Below are 17378 nucleotides of genomic sequence, written 5' to 3'. Positions count from 1 at the left end.
TTTGTTTTTCTGTGAAATCGTATTTCTGTAAAACTGTGAAATCGTTTTTTTTTATCGTTTAATCTACTATATTAATCATTTAAGTACATGATGCCCAAAGGGCAAAACTAATTACTGTTCTCTCTCTTAAAAACATCTTTAAATACTTCGATAATACACCAGCTTTTCACACAATCCAATTCACATTTATTACATCAAGGTACAGACGCATTATTATGCGTGTCACACAATACATTCATATCATCTATGTACATGGTCCTCCGAAAGACAAAACTGTGAACTATCTACCGTTAAGTATTAAACGAAAACTTAAAACACCAACCTAACTTTAGGTTTATTCAATCCTTCAACAGCTTTATTAATCTTAGCTTGATCTTCTTTAGATAAAAACCTAGGAACAAGCACACTTATATCTATCTGCAAAACCCTGTTGATTATAATCAAATCCTTCAAAGTAAAAGGTTTTATACCATTCATTAATTCTGACATATGCGTCTTACTCTTATGCCCTAGAACAAAACCTAAATTCTCTTGTGTCAAATCCAATTCCTTTAGCTTTTTTCTAATCAATTGCTTTCTTTCCTCAAAAAACATTCTCTCTACTTCAGCAATACGCTCTGCCTCATCACTCTCTCTCAATTTCTCAACAGTCAAAGTATCTACGTCACTCCATTCTTCTTTCTCATAACTCTCTATCAGCGCTCTAAGCTCCATACGCAACTTCTTTAGCTTACTATTGTCTTTAGCTAATATACGCAGTTTTCTATCTGCGATTAATGCACGCTCATACTCTAGCTCACTTCTAATCAAGCCTGACTCAACCAATGCGTCTATATCAAAATATGCCTTCATCTATTCAATGTAATTATTATTTCTCAACCACTTCTCTATTGTCTTTTTATTATTTTTAAACCCGAATTATGCAATAGACATATAAACGAAAAGTAATTATACAAAATAGGTCTGAATTAGTGATTAAAGCATACTATAGTATGGTTTTAGAGCTAATGAAAGAACTATGAAGTAGAATTGCTTTGTAGTATTTGGCTAATGCGTAATTTGGGTTAAAGATACTTTCATACTCTTGATGAGCACCAACCCATAATATAGTCGCCTCCCCTTCCTCATCAAACTCAATCAACACAAGAGTCCTATGGATATGAATATCAAAGAAATAGAATCCTTCACTGTGCACACAATCCATATCTGCTCTCAGCATATACATATCTTCTTTAGAAGAAACAAACCGTTCTAAATCCTCAATTAATTTATCAATTGCAAGGCAAAGTAATTTATTTCCAATATTCTTCTTTTTTGCTTTAAGAAGTAATTTCTTACCGATTAGCCTCATAGTTAACGATTACAAAGATACATAAGTTCGGTTTATTACCGAACTAAAACAATTAATTATTTACTTAAAATACTAATATTAAATATTTTACAACCAAATAATCTTATCAATAATCACACCATAAAATCGTCTTTCGGTGAAACTGTGAAATCGTTTTTTTTTATCGTTTAATCTACTATATTAATCATTTAAGTACATAATGCCCAAAGGGCAAAACTGTAAACTGTAAACCCTCTACTGTAAACTGTCAACCAAAAAAACCTCACACTTTAAGTCCTCGATATTGGTTAGGTGTCATATCAGTATAACGTTTAAAATAACGACAAAACAAGGTAGTCTCCTTAAAGCCCAATTCTTCAGATATCTCATTAATACTCATCCTAGAAGACTTCAACAATGACTTCGCATATAATACAACAGCTTCACTTATCCAGTGAAGAATAGAATGCCCTGTCTGTTTGCGAATTGTGGTTGTCAAATAAGCAGTCGAAATACTTAATCTATCCGCATAAAAACTTACCGCCTTCTCCCTCTTATAATGTTTATACAGTAACACAAAGAAATCCTCTGTAATACACTCTGCACGACTACTACTTTTTGCTTTAGATTTCAAGGTTTTCATTAATTGACTAATCTGAATAATCAATGCATAAAGCAGATGCTCTAACACATCATGCGGAGTAAAATTAACTGTATCATAATAGCATTGACTGATCAGCTTGTAAAGCCTCTTTACAACACTATAATTTGCTTCATTTAAAGTAATCACTGGAGATTTATACAGCTGTAGATCAATACTAAAATCGTGTATCAAAGCGAGTGGAGCCACAAAGTCAAAAGTAAACATGATAGACTTCATCTTTAGATCTTCTGTAAAACTAATCGGCACCACTATAGCATTAGGAGGCAGTACGATTAGCATTCCTTTCTTTAGATGATATTCTCTCAAATTAATACTTACTTGTGCCTCACCACCTGTCACTAATCCAATAACACAAGCATCTATACTATGAGGAATAAACGCAAAATAGTCTTTTATATCTTCCTCTCCATTTGTTATAAAGACGCCAGACGCAGTTAGATCTGTATGATTCTTTATTATCGAATTAAAACTATATCTCTCTATTTTTTTCATCCTACTCAAGTATAAATCCCATAACTACAAGATAACAAATTGCACATTATTAACCATTATATTGTGCATTTCTTTTCTAATCATCATCTTAATTTTGTATTACAAATCATTTAAACACATAGCTATGAACAACTTAAAGAAAAGAGGAAGAATTATCCAAGAACAAAGGATAAAAGTCTACGAAATAGCAGATAATGTATTCGCTGCTATATCACCATACAGAGGAATAAGTTGGGCTAATGCTGGTTTCATTAACCGTGGAAAAGGTCTGGTATACGATACGTTCTTTGACCTATTTCATGCACAAGAAATGAAAGAGGCATATACCGAAATAAGTAATAATAAAACTCCTGCTTATGTAGTAAACTCTCACTACAATAGTGATCATACATGGGGAAACAAGGTATTTGAAGACTCGTGTATCATTATGCACCACAACGCAGTACAAGAACGTCTCACAGAGAATATTCAATGGATGGATGCTGTTATTAAACGCGGTAAAGACTCATTAGAGTCTACTATTGGGGAGCGCTTCTTCGCTGCCGAATTCGAAGGTTTTGATTTGACAGGAGTTGAATGGATAAATCCAGATATACAAATAACTGATGACACGGTAATCAACCTTGGCAACACTGAGTTACAATTACTAAATGTAGCTCCATCCCACTCTAATAGTGATGTACTATTATGGATGCCAAAGGAGAAAGTACTCTTCGCAGGAGATGTGGTATTCAATGGCTGCTCTGCTTACAGTGAAAAAGGTATCATAAATTGGGTAAAAGTATTAGATCGCATCATCAATGAGATCAAACCCGAAATAGTAGTTCCTGGTCATGGCGCTATATGTGGCGTAGACTTTGTACAAGAACAATACAGTTATCTCATGAATATTCTAGAGACCATAGATAAACACTACACGGAAGATATTGATGCTCTGACTATGTCTAAACTAATCGACATCACTCCTTTTACTCATTGGATACAGCCAGAGCGTATCTATGCTAGTGTAGATGCTATCTTAAAAGGCAAACGCAATCAATCTGCAATACCTAACTGGAATGAAATGCCAGAAAAACTGAAACTAATGCAGGCGTATCAAAAAGAAAAATATGGAGACAGCCTAATAAACTGGAATCCTAAGTCTACATGGGAACGCGAGTATTATGAGATATAATAAAGAATGAAGAACACTTCACTTAATTAGAAATTAAGGATATTTATCTTCGCCATAATGTACTTAAATGACGAGACAGACTAACTATTGATATGATAGGCTAAGTGACTTATATCTAATCTCTAGTTTATATCTTTGGAAGCAAAGTAACCCCTGAAGTACCTCTGAGCGCCTTACCCAAAAGCAAAATCAGAGGCTTCGATGTTATCTACGCAGTTATTCCAGAAGAGTTCGAAGAACAGGTATTAAAAGCAATCGCTAACAATATATAATCAAAAAGCTACAAGATATCTTGTGGCTTTTTTTGTATCGTATCGTTTACGCCTATTGTATTTCTAAGCCTGCGAAGAATCTCATGCTTATTGTCGAGGATTTATAATCCGTGACTTACACTACTCCACTCCCAATATCCATTCTGAGCCTGCGAACACCCCCATCCTACACATCCGTTCTCGTTGTCCTTCTGAGCTTGCGAAGAATCTCATTCTACATGATTGTAGAGTTACGTGTGAGACCCTTCCTATCGTCAGTGTGACATAGATAACGAATAAGTAACCTTAAATCAGTGACTTACAGAATTAACTCAATAGACTCGTTGGCGCGGATTTATAATCCGCGACATCACATTACCCAAAAATTTAAAAACACTTTTTCTTCTTTTCGCTCTTATTACAGCCAAAAAACAAGAATACCCTCTCTAATTTCTCTTATTTCCTTCACTTGTCTCCACTTGAAGAAAACCAATCCTGCTAAAAGGTTCCTTTTTTCTAATTTTTTTTAATTGCATAAAAACATTATAGATTGTATATCAGTCATTTATTAAAAACAGAAATCACACCAACCATTTGACAAAGTCAGTAAAACTGAACCATAAGAGCCTTTTCTTGGGCAATTATAGGACAATACTAGGATGATAACGGGGTTAAAGCAACTTTTGCTCAATAATAGTCCTTTTATACTTCTTCTATTCTTCTTTTATGAAAACGATAGGTGATTATAAGATATTCAAAATAAGCTCTATAGAAGGCGAAATCATTCGCTTTGATATTCTTCATTTCATGTCCTCATTTTTATAAAGTGTGATGTACACTAGGACAACTTCTTTTATCGATTGTTTGAACAGTTAAATAATCATATATCAGTATTTTATACCTTGTAATAACCAAAAAAAGAGATAATCATGGCAGAAATCAAAGAAGGAATATTAGGCGCTGTAGTAGGAAAGGTAGGAACCGTAGTGGGCGTACTCTGGAGAGGGAGAAATATACTCCGCGCTAAGCCGCTAAAATCAAGTAAAAAAGCGACGGAAGCACAGTTGAAACAATGGGATAATATGAGTCTCGTCTCTACCTTTGCGAGTAAATTCAAGGATTTTGTCAATGCGCATTGCCCTGCGGTGTACAACGGAGAGAAATGGATGACAGGAAAAGAACAAATGATCTCTAGGCTGATGAAACAAGGCATCACAATGCATGAAGGAGAGCAATATGTACAAATAGACAAGGTGCTGCTCTCTATCGGAACCCTAGCTCCTGCTGTGATCAAGAAAATCAATAGATTAAAGACAGGTAAGCTAAAAGTACAGTGGGATAATCATCTGATTAATCCGCTGACGCTCGATACAGACGCACTAACGATCATGGCGTATCACGAAGAATTAGATAAATTCATGACTATCCCTACTATCGGACAACGCAAAGATAGATATGCTCACTTCGCTCTACCAAAAGAATGGCAAGAGGGGAAAGTCTACCTGTGGAGTATGTGGAAAGCAGAAGATGGTAGTGTACATAGTACAAGTTGCTTTCATGGGATCTTAGAAGCAGAAAACGGGGAACAGAAAACAGGGAACGAGGGAACTGGATTTGAGGAAACGGGGAACGAGGGAACGGAGAGTATGGAAACTGGGAACAGAGAAACTGGGAACCGTGGAACAAGTAACAAGGGAACAGAGAATGAGAAAAATGAGAACAGAGAAACTGGGAATAGGAGAACTGAAAGCGAGAGAACACTTGTACCTACAGCTGATAATATAATTGAATCTTCACCTCCTAACTCTCTTATGGAAGAAGAGTCCACAACTAAAAAAGAACTACCACCTGGGCTCATCCGTCAAGTCAGAAAGAAAATCATAAAAGAAATAAAGTCAAGAGAATATTCTTCGAGTAATAATACGCATGAAGGGGTTATTTATGGAGCGCGGTCTGTCTTAGAAGCACTGAAGGCTGAGGAGAGATAGAGGGAGTGATAAAATGAATATTCCTACCTACTTTACTACGATCCTATAAGTTGTAATCATCTTACAGTTAAATCATCATGCCTTTTACTCTTCTCTTTTAAAAGCAAGTTGATAGACATTACCATTGGTATCCATACCTAAGAGTCCTCCTTCCTGAGAGCGTTCTATCTCGATATAAAATCGAATACCTAGACTGTCACTCGCTATATACCCAGCACCGACATCTCCTTTTAGTTTTACTTCACCAGTATAATGCAAGCCTTCGCGATCCATCCCTTCCACAAGAAAGAATGATAATTCACTTTCTTTTTCATTTGGGGTATATTCCATTTTCTCTAACTTCTGGTAATCATCAATTCCTTTAGGATCCTCTTTTACTTTTTTGCAGCCTAATAAAAGAAAAAGCCCTAGTATAGATAAAACACACTTTTTATTATTTATAATCAACGACATAACATTTTTTTCTTAGCACGAAAATAGGCATACTAATACTCTTCACCCACCACAAATAAGTAAAGCATGGCTTTTTCTTAGTAAACCATTCATACTAATGGTTAAAACGATTTGAAAATCAGTAATGTTCCACCTATCTTTGCCTAAAACCAAAATAAATAATAGATAAATAGCACTAACTAAGTGTATCCTATCCTGCTTTTATCACCTCTAATATCACATTAGAACAATGATAATAAATAGTCATAGTTACACCTCTGCCTTTATTTACTATCTGTTTTGGGTTAAAAACATAACTTATGCGTAATATACTTTTCCTATTTATTTTTATCACACAACTATCTTGGGGACAAAAAACAGAATATCAAGAAGGTGACCTTATTTTTCAAAACATAGATTGTGGTCCCTTATGTGATGCTATTAATGAAGTAACTTTTGGTTATAATGATTTAAATTTTAATCATATGGGGATGGTTATAGAACACGAGGGTAGTCTACAAGTCATAGAAGCTACTTGGCCTGAAGTATGTATTACGCCGATGGAAGACTTCCTAAACAAAACAAAAGAACCTATGTACATAGGTCGTCTAAAAGGTAAACTGACTAAACTAATTCCTGCTGCAAAGGAATTTGCTATAAAACAAGTAGGTGTTCCTTATGATGTCAATTATCTATATGCTAATGGTAAATACTACTGTTCAGAACTTATCTATGAAGCCTTTAAAGCATCTAATAAGAATAAAAGTTTTTTCTATCTATACCCAATGACGTATAAGTCAAAGTACACTAAAGAAACATTCCCTGTATGGGCAACATACTTTGAAAAATTAGGACAGACTATACCTGAAGGAGCACCTGGATGTAATCCTGCTGGAATGTCATTAGACCCTAGGCTAAACATCATAGGTCCTATCGTTAGATAGTTTTACTCTCTATGTTTAAAACATTACTTTATTGATTACAGATCCTTCAGTGAGGCTAAAATCATTTATTTATAACTAAAAAACGCTCTTTCAAAAATTTGAAAGAGCGTTTTTTAGTTATTATTCAAAAGAAGTCATTAACTCGATTACTTCTTTTTGTACTTCATGTCCTTTATCTTTCGTGTACCACTTCTGTAGTTCTACTTTACCAGCTTCGTCTACTACACCATGAGCAGCTTTATAATCTGTCACTACTTTTTGTCCTAAAGCAGGTCTTGGACCCCAGTGTCCTAATACTTTTAAAGTATCTTGTTCTACAATGATCATCTTTGGGATAGCTCTACCTCCATTCGTTAAGAATGCATCCATCAGTTCTAGATTCTTATCTCTCAATACTAATCTCATCTCAATATTAGGAGCTACTTCAGCCATCTTATTAAGAATAGGTACAATCTGAGCTGCATCTCCACACCAACATTCCGTTATCACTATCCAAGTGTACTTTTTCTTTAAGCTAATTAACTTATTAGCTACTTCTTCTTCTACCTTCATGGTCTTGTCTAAACGGTGAAGTCTAGCCTCATTTAGCTCTGCATAAGCTAAATAATCGTCGCTTAGCTCTAGAGAAGCTTTATCATTAGTCAGTGCATCAGTAACAAATTGTCTAAATTCAGTATAACTAAAACTTTTGTCAATGTATTTTGAATCAATGTTTATCATTTTGTGTACTTTTATTGTTTGTTATTACCAAAGATAAACCTTTTACAGCAAATAAAATGATGACAAAAGTCAGAGAGGTAATTTGTCCAAGCAAATTTAACACCTAAGCGACATGTTTAGACCGTTAATAGCTTAGGGTAACGTATTTCTTAATAGAATAGATCATTTTAGACGTGCTTAATAATTTAAATTATGATACATAAAACCAAAATCGGATTAGTGTTATCAGGTGGTGGTTATAAAGGAATAGCCCATGCAGGAGTATTACAGTTTTTAGACGAACAACATATCAAACCAGACTATCTAGCAGGTACTAGTGCAGGCTCTATAGTATCTTCATTATATGCAAGAGGCATAGAACCTAAAGAGATATTAATGTTCTTTAAATCTGTCAATATCTTCAACTGGCAACACTTCACTCTAAAGAAAGCAGGGTTAATGGATGTAAACGCATTTGATAAATACCTAAACAAAGTATTTGGAGACTTAACCATTGGTGAATTAGACATTCCTGTTTACATTAATGCTACTGATATCGTCAATGGAAAACTGCACGTATTCACTAAAAAAACAAAAGTAGTAGATGCAATCCTTGCGTCTAGTGCCTTCCCAGGTATATTCTCACCTTATCAGATAGGTAATAAAATATATAGCGATGGAGGAATTATCAATAACTTCCCTATCGAGCTCCTAAAAAGCAAATGTGACTATATCATCGGAAGTAATGTGACACCTATTCAACAAGTAAGTGCTGATAGTCTAACGTCTATACGATCTGTAACCTTCAGAGCATATGAACTGATGACAACAATCAATAATGCTAAGTTAAGCAAACTATGTGACTGGCTTATAGAGCCCAAAGAGCTTACACTCTACTCTACCTTCGAACGCAGTAAAAAGAAAATGGATGAGATTTATGACTTAGGATATCAAACAGCCAAAGAGACATTCGAAGAGAATCAACATATTTTTAAAAAAGCTATTCCATAGAAGCATATAATCTTTATATTTGCAAAACTTTAAAAATATCTTTCAATGAAGTACAAAAGAATTCTACTAAAATTAAGTGGAGAAGCCTTAATGGGAGATCAACAATATGGTATTGATCCTAAGAAATTAGCAGAGTATGCTGCTGAAGTAAAAAAAATTCACGATTTAGGTGTTGAAATTGCGATTGTAATAGGTGGAGGAAATATTTTTAGAGGCGTTGCTGGAGCAAATGTAGGAATGGACCGAGTACAAGGTGACTACATGGGAATGCTTGCTACCATTATCAATGGTATGGCATTACAAGGAGCATTAGAAGCTGCTGGAATGTTAACTAGATTACAAACTGCCTTAAAAATAGAGGCTGTAGCAGAACCTTATATCAAAAGGAGAGCTGTTCGTCACTTAGAAAAAGGAAGAATCGTAATCTTCGGTGCTGGTACAGGTAACCCTTACTTCACTACTGATACAGCTGCTGTATTAAGAGGAGTAGAGATTAACGCTGATGTAATCTTAAAAGGAACAAGAGTGGATGGTGTATATACTGCAGATCCAGAAAAAGATCCTACAGCAGTTAAATTTGAAAAAATCTCTTTCAGCGATTGTTTGACAAAAGGACTAAATGTAATGGATACTACAGCATTTACTCTAAGTAGAGAGAATGAATTGCCTATCGTAGTATTCGATATGAATAAACAAGATAATTTATTAAAAGTTTGCCAAGGAGAAGATTCAGTAGGAACTACTGTATCCGTAAACGTTAATTAATCTATAGTTATGACAGAAGAAATCAATTTAATAATCGACGCTGCCAAAGAGTCTATGGACAATACTGTAGCTCACTTAGAAAAAACATTATTAAACATCCGTGCTGGGAAAGCATCTCCACAGATGTTAGGAGCAGTATTCGTAGACTACTACGGATCACAGACTCCACTATCTCAAGTAGCGAATGTAAATGCAGCTGATGCACGTACATTAACAGTTACTCCATGGGAGAAAAACATGTTACAACCTATCGAAAAAGCGATTATGATCGCTAATCTAGGGTTAAATCCGATGAATAACGGAGACAACATTATCATCAATATCCCTGCATTAACAGAGGAGAGACGTAAAGACTTAGCTAAACAAGCTAAATCTGAAGCAGATGATGCTAAAGTAGGTATCAGAAATGCTCGTAAAGACGCAAATAACGATATCAAAAAAGAAGAGAAAAACGGAACATCTGAAGATATCTGTAAAGATGCTGAAGAAAGAGTTCAGAAATTAACTGATGGTTTCGTAAAAAAAATAGATGATATTCTAGCTGTAAAAGAAGCAGAAATCATGAAAGTTTAAAAAAATCCGCAAGTATGCGGATTTTTTTTTGTCATATACTTTCTAATTAGAGAGTTGTTATTGCGATATCCTTATTTTTATCGGAAACAAAAGTTACCACACTCATAATCAACACATTTTACTTATCTTTATAGATAACTAACACCAAAATACATTGATTATGAATACAACAATCTATTCACCAGAAGAACTCAAAAAGATAGCACCTGTATTTGGTCAACTATCCTTTGATAATCACGAGCAAATCATGTTCTGCCATGATAAAGATTCTGGTTTAAAAGCAATCATCGGTATACACAACACTACATTAGGTCCTGCATTAGGTGGAACACGAATGTGGAACTACACATCAGAGTGGGAAGCTCTAAATGATGTGCTACGCCTCTCTAGAGGAATGACTTATAAATCTGCTATCTCTGGACTAGACTTAGGAGGAGGAAAAGCTGTAATCATGGGAGATTCTAAAAAGGATAAAAGCCCAGAACTCATCAAAGCTTTTGCTCAATATGTCAACTCTCTTAGTGGTAGATATATCACAGCTGAAGACGTAGGGACTACTACTGCTGATATGGATCTAATCCATACCATTACACCTCATGTGACTGGTATATCAGAAAGTCTAGGAGGATCAGGCAACCCATCACCAGTGACTGCTTATGGCGTATTTATGGGATTAAAGGCTGCAGTACATTATCAGTTCGGATCAGATAACCTAGAAGGCAAAAAAGTGCTAGTACAAGGAATAGGTAATGTCGGCGAGACATTAGTAAAACACTTAACTGCTAGTGGAGCTATAGTTACAATCACAGATATCAATGAAGAGAGAGTAGCTGAAGTTGCTAAAAAATACAATACTGAGATATTTACAGGTACAGACCTATACTCAGAAGAAGTAGATATTTATTCTCCTTGTGCCTTAGGAGCAACTATCAATGATGATACTATCGAAAAAATCAAAGCAAAAGTAATAGCAGGAGCAGCTAATAATCAATTAGCAATAGAAGCTATACACGGCAAAAGACTACAAGAACGAGGTATCGTCTATGCTCCCGACTTTTTAATCAATGCAGGAGGAATTATTAATGTTTTTGGTGAGATTGTTCATTATGGCTTAGATGAAGCTTTAAAACGCACTGAAAACATCTATAACACCACGTTAGAAGTTCTTAATTATGCTAAAGAGCACAATATTACTTCTCAACAAGCTGCTATGAAAAAAGCGGAAGACAGAATCAACAAAAAGAAAAACGCTAAATAATCGTTTAAAAAGCAGTCTATGGTTAGGCTGCTTTTCTTTTGCTTCTCCCTTCTAACACTCGTTCATTACATAGTTCTCTACTCTTCACTACGATTAGAGCACTTCTATTCCTTATCTATAATCGACGAATTCTTTATTCTCTCATAATTATTACCTCATTATGACAATTTCTTTATTCCATAATACACAATATTTTACTATTTTTGCAAGTATTTGAAATTGTCTAAATAAGACACTGATTATTAAAATTATAAATCACGATGAAACATACGAAAATTAACGATCTACTGGCAGGCAAAGGTCTACTCCATGAAGTTAAAGCAAAAGGATGGGTAAAAACGTTTAGAAACAACCAATTTATCGCCTTGAATGATGGATCTACGATTAACAATATTCAATGTGTTGTTGATTTAGATAAGTTCCCAGCAGAGTTGTTAAAAAAGATTCACACAGGAGCTGCAATCTCAGTTAGAGGAACATTAGTAGAGAGCCAAGGGGCTGGTCAAACTGTAGAAATACAAGTTGAAAATCTTAAAGTATATGGAGAAGCTAATCCAGAAGAGTATCCGATACAACCTAAGAAACACTCTCTAGAGTTCTTACGTGAGAATGCTCACTTGAGAATCCGTACAAATGTATTTGGAGCAATTATGAGAGTGCGTAGTGTTTTATCTTATGCTGTACATAAATATTTCCAAGAAAATGGATTCTTCTATTTCAATGCACCTATCATTACAGGATCTGATGCAGAAGGAGCAGGAGAAATGTTCAGAGTAACGAACTTAGACTTAAATAATCTACCTCGTACAGAAGAAGGAAAGATAGACTTCTCACAAGATTTCTTTGGAAAGACTACTAACTTAACTGTATCTGGACAATTAGAAGCTGAGACTTATGCTATGGCATTAGGTTCAGTATATACATTCGGACCTACTTTCCGTGCTGAGAACTCAAATACATCTCGTCACTTAGCAGAGTTCTGGATGATCGAACCAGAAGTTGCGTTTAATAACTTAGACGACAATATGGACTTAGCAGAAGACTTTATCAAATATGTAATCAACTACGTATTAGATAAATGTGCTGATGACTTAGCTTTCTTAGATAAGCGTTTACAAGATGAAGAAAAAACAAAACCTCAAGCTGAACGCAGTGAAATGAGTCTATTAGAAAAACTTCGCTTCGTAGTAGACAACAACTTTAAGCGTGTTAGCTATACTGAGGCTGTAGATATCTTAAGAAACTGTAAGCCTAATAAAAACAAAAAGTTTAAATATATCATCGATGGATGGGGTGCAGACTTACAAAGTGAGCATGAGCGTTACTTAGTAGAAAAACACTTTAAGTGTCCAGTAATCTTATTTGACTACCCAGCTGAAATCAAAGCATTCTACATGAGAATGAATGAAGATGGTAAAACAGTAAGAGCAATGGATATCTTATTCCCTGGTATCGGAGAGATCGTAGGTGGTTCGCAAAGAGAAGAGCGCTACGATGTTCTTTTAGAGAAAATTGAAAAAATGGGCATTGACAAAGAAGAACTTTGGTGGTACCTAGATACAAGAAAATTCGGAACAGCTCCTCACAGTGGGTTTGGACTTGGTTTTGAACGTCTTGTATTATTTGCGACAGGAATGACGAATATTAGAGACGTAATTCCTTTCCCTAGAACACCGCAGAACGCAGAGTTCTAACATCATAATACCTTTATAAAAGTGTTTACTTTATCACATATTTTCATTAAATTTGAAAAAGATTATGTTTTAAAGTAAACATTTTTTTTATTTGTAATTAATATTCAAAAGAATGCTTAAACAAAGTTTACAACTCAAATTATCTCAAAAATTATCTCCTCAACAAATCCAGTTGATGAAGTTAATACAATTACCCACTTTAGCTTTTGAACAAAGGCTGAAGGAAGAGCTAATTGAGAATCCTGCGCTAGAGACTGGTAAAGAAAATGAGTCTACAGACGTGGATGAATTTGACAATGACTTTGAAGACTATGACAATGAGCGCATAGAAGCAGAAGACATCAATATAGATGAATATCTAAGTGATGATGAAACTCCTGACTATAAATTACAAGCGAATAACTACAGTAAAGATGATGATGAGTACGAAATGCCTATCATCGCACATGAATCATTTCATCAAGATCTGTTAAATCAATTAAACACCTTCATGTTAAATGATAGCGACAGAAAGATTGCAGAGTTCTTAGTGGGAAGTATCGATGATATGGGATACTTAAGACGTGAAACTCAAGATCTAGTAGATGACTTAGCATTCACTCAAGGTATCTATACTGACGAAGAGACTGTAGAAAGAATATTACTAATCGTACAAGAACTAGACCCTGCTGGTGTAGGCGCTAGAGACTTACAAGAGTGTCTTCTGTTACAGTTAAAACACAAAACACAGTCAGATGCTGTAGATCTAGCTACGGAAATTATAGCAGATCAATTCGATGCTTTTACAAAAAAACATTACGATAAACTATTACAGAGATATGGTGTTTCTAAAGAAAAACTTAGAAACGCTATCGATGAAATAGAAAAACTAAATCCAAAACCAGGAGGAGCTTATATCGGTAATGAACGCACTATAGAACATGTAGTGCCCGACTTTACAATTAAGATTAATGAAGGTGAACTTGAGCTTTTATTAAATGGAAGAAACGCACCTGAACTTCACGTCTCTAAAGATTATCAAGAGATGCTACAGTCGTATAAGGAATCTGCAAAATCTTCTAGTGCACAGAAAGATGCTGTACAATTCATCAAACAAAAGCTAGATGGTGCTAAATGGTTTATCGACGCAATAAAACAGCGTCAAGAAACATTATTTGTAACCATGCACGCTATCGTTGAATACCAAGAAGAATACTTTCTGACAGGAGATGAGACCAAACTAAAGCCAATGATCTTAAAAGACATTGCTGATTTAGTAGGACTAGATATCTCTACTGTATCTAGGGTAGCTAACAGTAAATATGTAGACACTCCTTATGGTACTAAACTAATCAAGAACTTCTTCTCTGAAGCAATGGTTAATGATCAAGGTGAAGAAGTATCTACGCTAGAGATTAAAAAGATATTACAAAACATCATCGGTGAAGAGGACAAGAAAAAACCTTATCCTGATGACAAACTAGCAGAGTTACTTAAAGATAAAGGCTATCCTATCGCTAGACGTACAGTAGCCAAATATAGAGAGCAATTAGACATTCCTGTAGCGAGAATGCGTAAACGTATTTAATACTGATTATTAAATGAAAAAAACAGCGAAATTATTCTCTTATATTTTTCATCCAATAACAGTCCCTTTCTTAACGACTTTATTGTATTTTTCATTGGCTCATTTCTACTTTTCTTCAGTAGAAATGTCTATTATATTAGGGCAAGTTCTAATTACGACCTGCCTATTGCCTATATGCATATACTTTTTGTTGAGATCTCTTAAGCTTGTCAATACTTCTGTTATGGTCAGCTCAAGAAAAGAGCGTATCATCCCTTTTATCATTAACATTGTTTTATTGTTTATGCTAAAGGATTATATTCTATATAACAATAGTGCTTATACAATACGCTTATACATTTGGGGGTTAATGAATAGTTATCTCCTACTTCTATTATTTGGGTTACTAAAACAGAAGTCAAGTGTCCATATCACTACATTAGTTACTAGTTTTATGTTTTACATTCATGTACTAGTGGAACTACAACAACCTAATATTATCGGGGTAATTCTTTTCGTCTTTTTAATCGGGATAGTTGCTTGTTCTAGATTACTACTTAGAGCACATACATCTAAAGAAATTATTCAAGGTTTTTGTATTGGGATTATACCTTCACTAGTCTATATTTTTATCAACTATAAAATATAGAACATTACTCCTACATTTAGAAGTCTTAGTTTATTAGAATCCCACTTCAATACCTCATCTTTATATACATTATTCAATCCATAATACATATAAACATTCCATGTATTAAATCCTGCTGATAGATAAACTCCATACAACCATTTATTCACATTAGGATCCCCCTTAAATGTAGCAGAGTAATCACCTGTAGTGGTTTTCGTACGATCTCCAAAAACATAACTAGCCTTAAATCCTAAATAAACACGCCAAAACTTATGACTATATGGTGTTGAGTTTCTCCAACGAAGCTCAATAGGAAAATCAATAGCATGCAATGATAAACTACTTTTCTTATAAGAGCCTAAAATAACATGTTCATTATCTGGTGTAATCCCAAGATTACCTCTTAAGTTTAGATACGAGTATCCTACTCCAGGTGCTATAGCCACTGTTCTAGATTTATTAATAGGAAAATCTCTTAAAAAACCTCCATTCATTCCTATAGATACAGAACTTGGAGAAAAACCAGCAGGTTTATCTTGCATTAAAGTATGTGTGATACCGAAGTAAAACTGATCTTCTCTATATTTAAAATCAACTGTTTTTAAAGAATCCTGAACAGTTTCATTTATATTTTCGTTTGACTCAATATATTCTTGTCCATGAGCGATAAAACTGCTCAACAATACAGTACCTATAACTAGTAATTTTCTCATAGCTTCTTAGAATTAAAACGCGTAAGTTAATCCTACTCCTAAAGTTTGTTTAAACTGCACCTTAGGGCCTTCCATAACCTGCACACCATCTCTCACAACTTTATTCTTTACATTATCATCATAAATCATATACGTTCCTACATTAGCACGTACATAATCATTAACCTTAAGGTCTAACTTCATCTCAAACATGACATTTACATTACCAAAGTTGTTTAGATAATCACTATACAAAGTTAGTTTATGTTGATAAAACATATTTTTAAATATCTCTCTCTTCCATTCACTACTCAATAAAAAACCTATCTCAGCTTTATACTTAGATCCACGTCTAATAATATTACCTAAGTCATCTTTCTCTGCTTTAGTCACACCGAATGCTCCTTGATCTGCTAATGTCTGATCTAAAACGAATGTTGCTTTATGCGTTAATGGTGAAATATAAAACTTCATCTCTGTCTTAGGATCTATATACTCCGCTCCGACCCCGACGAATAAGTATGCAGGAGCAAACCAAGCTGATACAGGATTATCAGTATCAGGATAATTATATCCGTTGGTAAACTGCGTTTTGAAGTTTAGCTTCGCTACATAATACCAATCCGAAATTGCAGAAGACTTATACCCAAAAGCAGAGTTTAATTCTAATACATCATCTGTCTTACGAGATTCTCTTCCAGACTGCTTATTAAGACCATATCTTAAATTTAATGTATTTTCCCATAATAATCGCCCCTTAATATACTTACGTCCAAATTCTCCTTTTAAAAGTCCTGAAATAGAATTATCTCCTCCAGCACTCCAATTGACAAAAGCAATCTGATTAAAGTCTAACCCTAAGCGATTTTCTTTTTCCCAATAACCTATTATCTCGTTGTTAATAGGTAAAAGACTTAAATTTATATTAGGATTATAATTAGTCTTTATCTTATTCATTTTAGGTTTCTTTCTCTCTACATACACTGCAGGTTTTAAGAAAGGTTCTCCTCTATCATTCTTATCGTATATAATCGTCCCTCCACTATAATCTTTATATGGAATCACTCCCATTAATGGATTATATGGGTTCTCTTCTATACGCAAAGTATCTTTCTTTACATTTTGAACATTCTTATTTTCTGGTTGTTTACTTTCTGTCGTTTCTTGTCCATACGTCTGTAAACAACTCCCTAATACAATTAAACCAAGTAAACCTTTCTTAATCTTTCCCAAA

At 34.5% G+C, this 17378-nt stretch carries 17 protein-coding genes; 10 read left to right on the top strand and 7 right to left on the bottom strand.

Features of this window, described 5'->3' with window-relative positions; translation table 11 throughout:
* Positions 1–309: 309 nt before the first annotated feature.
* The 3 genes from MYRA21_RS08355 to MYRA21_RS08345 all read right to left on the bottom strand — a co-directional run bounded on the left by MYRA21_RS08355 (position 310) and on the right by MYRA21_RS08345 (position 2486).
* On the bottom strand, positions 310–852 hold the full coding sequence (locus MYRA21_RS08355; RefSeq protein ID WP_006257373.1) for a helix-turn-helix domain-containing protein: 543 nt from the start codon (positions 850–852) through the stop codon (positions 310–312).
* Between the two features lie 133 nt (positions 853–985).
* Entirely contained in the window at positions 986–1351 is a 366-nt protein-coding gene (locus MYRA21_RS08350; protein WP_006260555.1) for a type II toxin-antitoxin system HigB family toxin, read from the bottom strand.
* A 262-nt stretch (positions 1352–1613) separates the two neighbouring features.
* Positions 1614–2486 carry an AraC family transcriptional regulator gene (locus MYRA21_RS08345; RefSeq protein WP_006257375.1) on the bottom strand — a complete coding sequence of 291 codons (873 nt, stop codon included), beginning with the start codon at positions 2484–2486 and terminating at the stop codon, positions 1614–1616.
* A 124-nt stretch (positions 2487–2610) separates the two neighbouring features.
* Between MYRA21_RS08345 and MYRA21_RS08340 the strand changes: the two genes are divergently transcribed.
* Both MYRA21_RS08340 and MYRA21_RS08335 read left to right on the top strand, forming a co-directional pair.
* A complete protein-coding gene (locus MYRA21_RS08340) occupies positions 2611–3660 on the top strand; it encodes an MBL fold metallo-hydrolase (protein ID WP_006257377.1) in 1050 nt (349 codons plus the stop codon).
* Positions 3661–4840: 1180 nt separating this feature from the next.
* Entirely contained in the window at positions 4841–5899 is a 1059-nt protein-coding gene (locus tag MYRA21_RS08335; RefSeq protein WP_006257380.1) for a DUF6266 family protein, read from the top strand.
* Between the two features lie 84 nt (positions 5900–5983).
* Here the strand turns inward: MYRA21_RS08335 and MYRA21_RS08330 are convergent, their stop codons facing one another.
* On the bottom strand, positions 5984–6352 hold the full coding sequence (locus MYRA21_RS08330; protein WP_006257381.1) for a hypothetical protein: 369 nt from the start codon (positions 6350–6352) through the stop codon (positions 5984–5986).
* A gap of 299 nt (positions 6353–6651) precedes the next feature.
* Between MYRA21_RS08330 and MYRA21_RS08325 the strand changes: the two genes are divergently transcribed.
* Positions 6652–7275, top strand: coding sequence for a YiiX/YebB-like N1pC/P60 family cysteine hydrolase (locus MYRA21_RS08325; protein WP_006257382.1), 624 nt, complete (start codon positions 6652–6654; stop codon positions 7273–7275).
* Between the two features lie 120 nt (positions 7276–7395).
* On the opposite strand, the gene MYRA21_RS08320 is transcribed toward MYRA21_RS08325, so the two are convergent.
* Positions 7396–7995, bottom strand: a complete 600-nt coding sequence (locus tag MYRA21_RS08320) for a thioredoxin family protein (protein WP_006257383.1) — start codon at positions 7993–7995, stop codon at positions 7396–7398.
* Between the two features lie 192 nt (positions 7996–8187).
* Here MYRA21_RS08320 and MYRA21_RS08315 point away from each other — a divergent pair, with 192 nt between their 5' ends.
* The 7 genes from MYRA21_RS08315 to MYRA21_RS08285 all read left to right on the top strand — a co-directional run bounded on the left by MYRA21_RS08315 (position 8188) and on the right by MYRA21_RS08285 (position 15470).
* Positions 8188–8985, top strand: coding sequence for a patatin-like phospholipase family protein (locus MYRA21_RS08315; RefSeq protein ID WP_006257384.1), 798 nt, complete (start codon positions 8188–8190; stop codon positions 8983–8985).
* Between the two features lie 45 nt (positions 8986–9030).
* A complete protein-coding gene (pyrH, locus tag MYRA21_RS08310; protein WP_006257385.1) occupies positions 9031–9750 on the top strand; it encodes a UMP kinase in 720 nt (239 codons plus the stop codon).
* A gap of 9 nt (positions 9751–9759) precedes the next feature.
* Entirely contained in the window at positions 9760–10323 is a 564-nt protein-coding gene (gene frr, locus MYRA21_RS08305; protein WP_006257386.1) for a ribosome recycling factor, read from the top strand.
* A gap of 160 nt (positions 10324–10483) precedes the next feature.
* On the top strand, positions 10484–11581 hold the full coding sequence (locus tag MYRA21_RS08300) for a Glu/Leu/Phe/Val dehydrogenase dimerization domain-containing protein (RefSeq protein WP_006257387.1): 1098 nt from the start codon (positions 10484–10486) through the stop codon (positions 11579–11581).
* A 260-nt stretch (positions 11582–11841) separates the two neighbouring features.
* Positions 11842–13275, top strand: coding sequence for an asparagine--tRNA ligase (gene asnS / locus MYRA21_RS08295; RefSeq protein WP_006257388.1), 1434 nt, complete (start codon positions 11842–11844; stop codon positions 13273–13275).
* A 112-nt stretch (positions 13276–13387) separates the two neighbouring features.
* Complete coding sequence (gene rpoN, locus MYRA21_RS08290; RefSeq protein WP_006257389.1) at positions 13388–14842, top strand: RNA polymerase factor sigma-54; 1455 nt, start codon at positions 13388–13390, stop codon at positions 14840–14842.
* A gap of 223 nt (positions 14843–15065) precedes the next feature.
* Positions 15066–15470, top strand: coding sequence for a hypothetical protein (locus MYRA21_RS08285; RefSeq protein ID WP_230456705.1), 405 nt, complete (start codon positions 15066–15068; stop codon positions 15468–15470).
* Here the strand turns inward: MYRA21_RS08285 and MYRA21_RS08280 are convergent.
* Both MYRA21_RS08280 and MYRA21_RS08275 read right to left on the bottom strand, forming a co-directional pair.
* A complete protein-coding gene (locus tag MYRA21_RS08280) occupies positions 15458–16165 on the bottom strand; it encodes a porin family protein (RefSeq protein ID WP_006257391.1) in 708 nt (235 codons plus the stop codon). The two genes, MYRA21_RS08285 and MYRA21_RS08280, sit on opposite strands and share 13 nt — an antisense overlap.
* Positions 16166–16177: 12 nt before the next feature.
* Positions 16178–17377: a DUF3078 domain-containing protein gene (locus MYRA21_RS08275; protein WP_006257392.1), complete on the bottom strand. Its 1200-nt coding sequence runs from the start codon at positions 17375–17377 to the stop codon at positions 16178–16180.
* Position 17378 lies beyond the last annotated feature (1 nt).

This window comes from Myroides sp. A21, assembly GCF_000807225.1.
Classification (GTDB): Bacteria; Bacteroidota; Bacteroidia; order Flavobacteriales; family Flavobacteriaceae; genus Flavobacterium; species Flavobacterium odoratimimum.
This window is presented reverse-complemented; position numbering and strand designations above follow the sequence as displayed.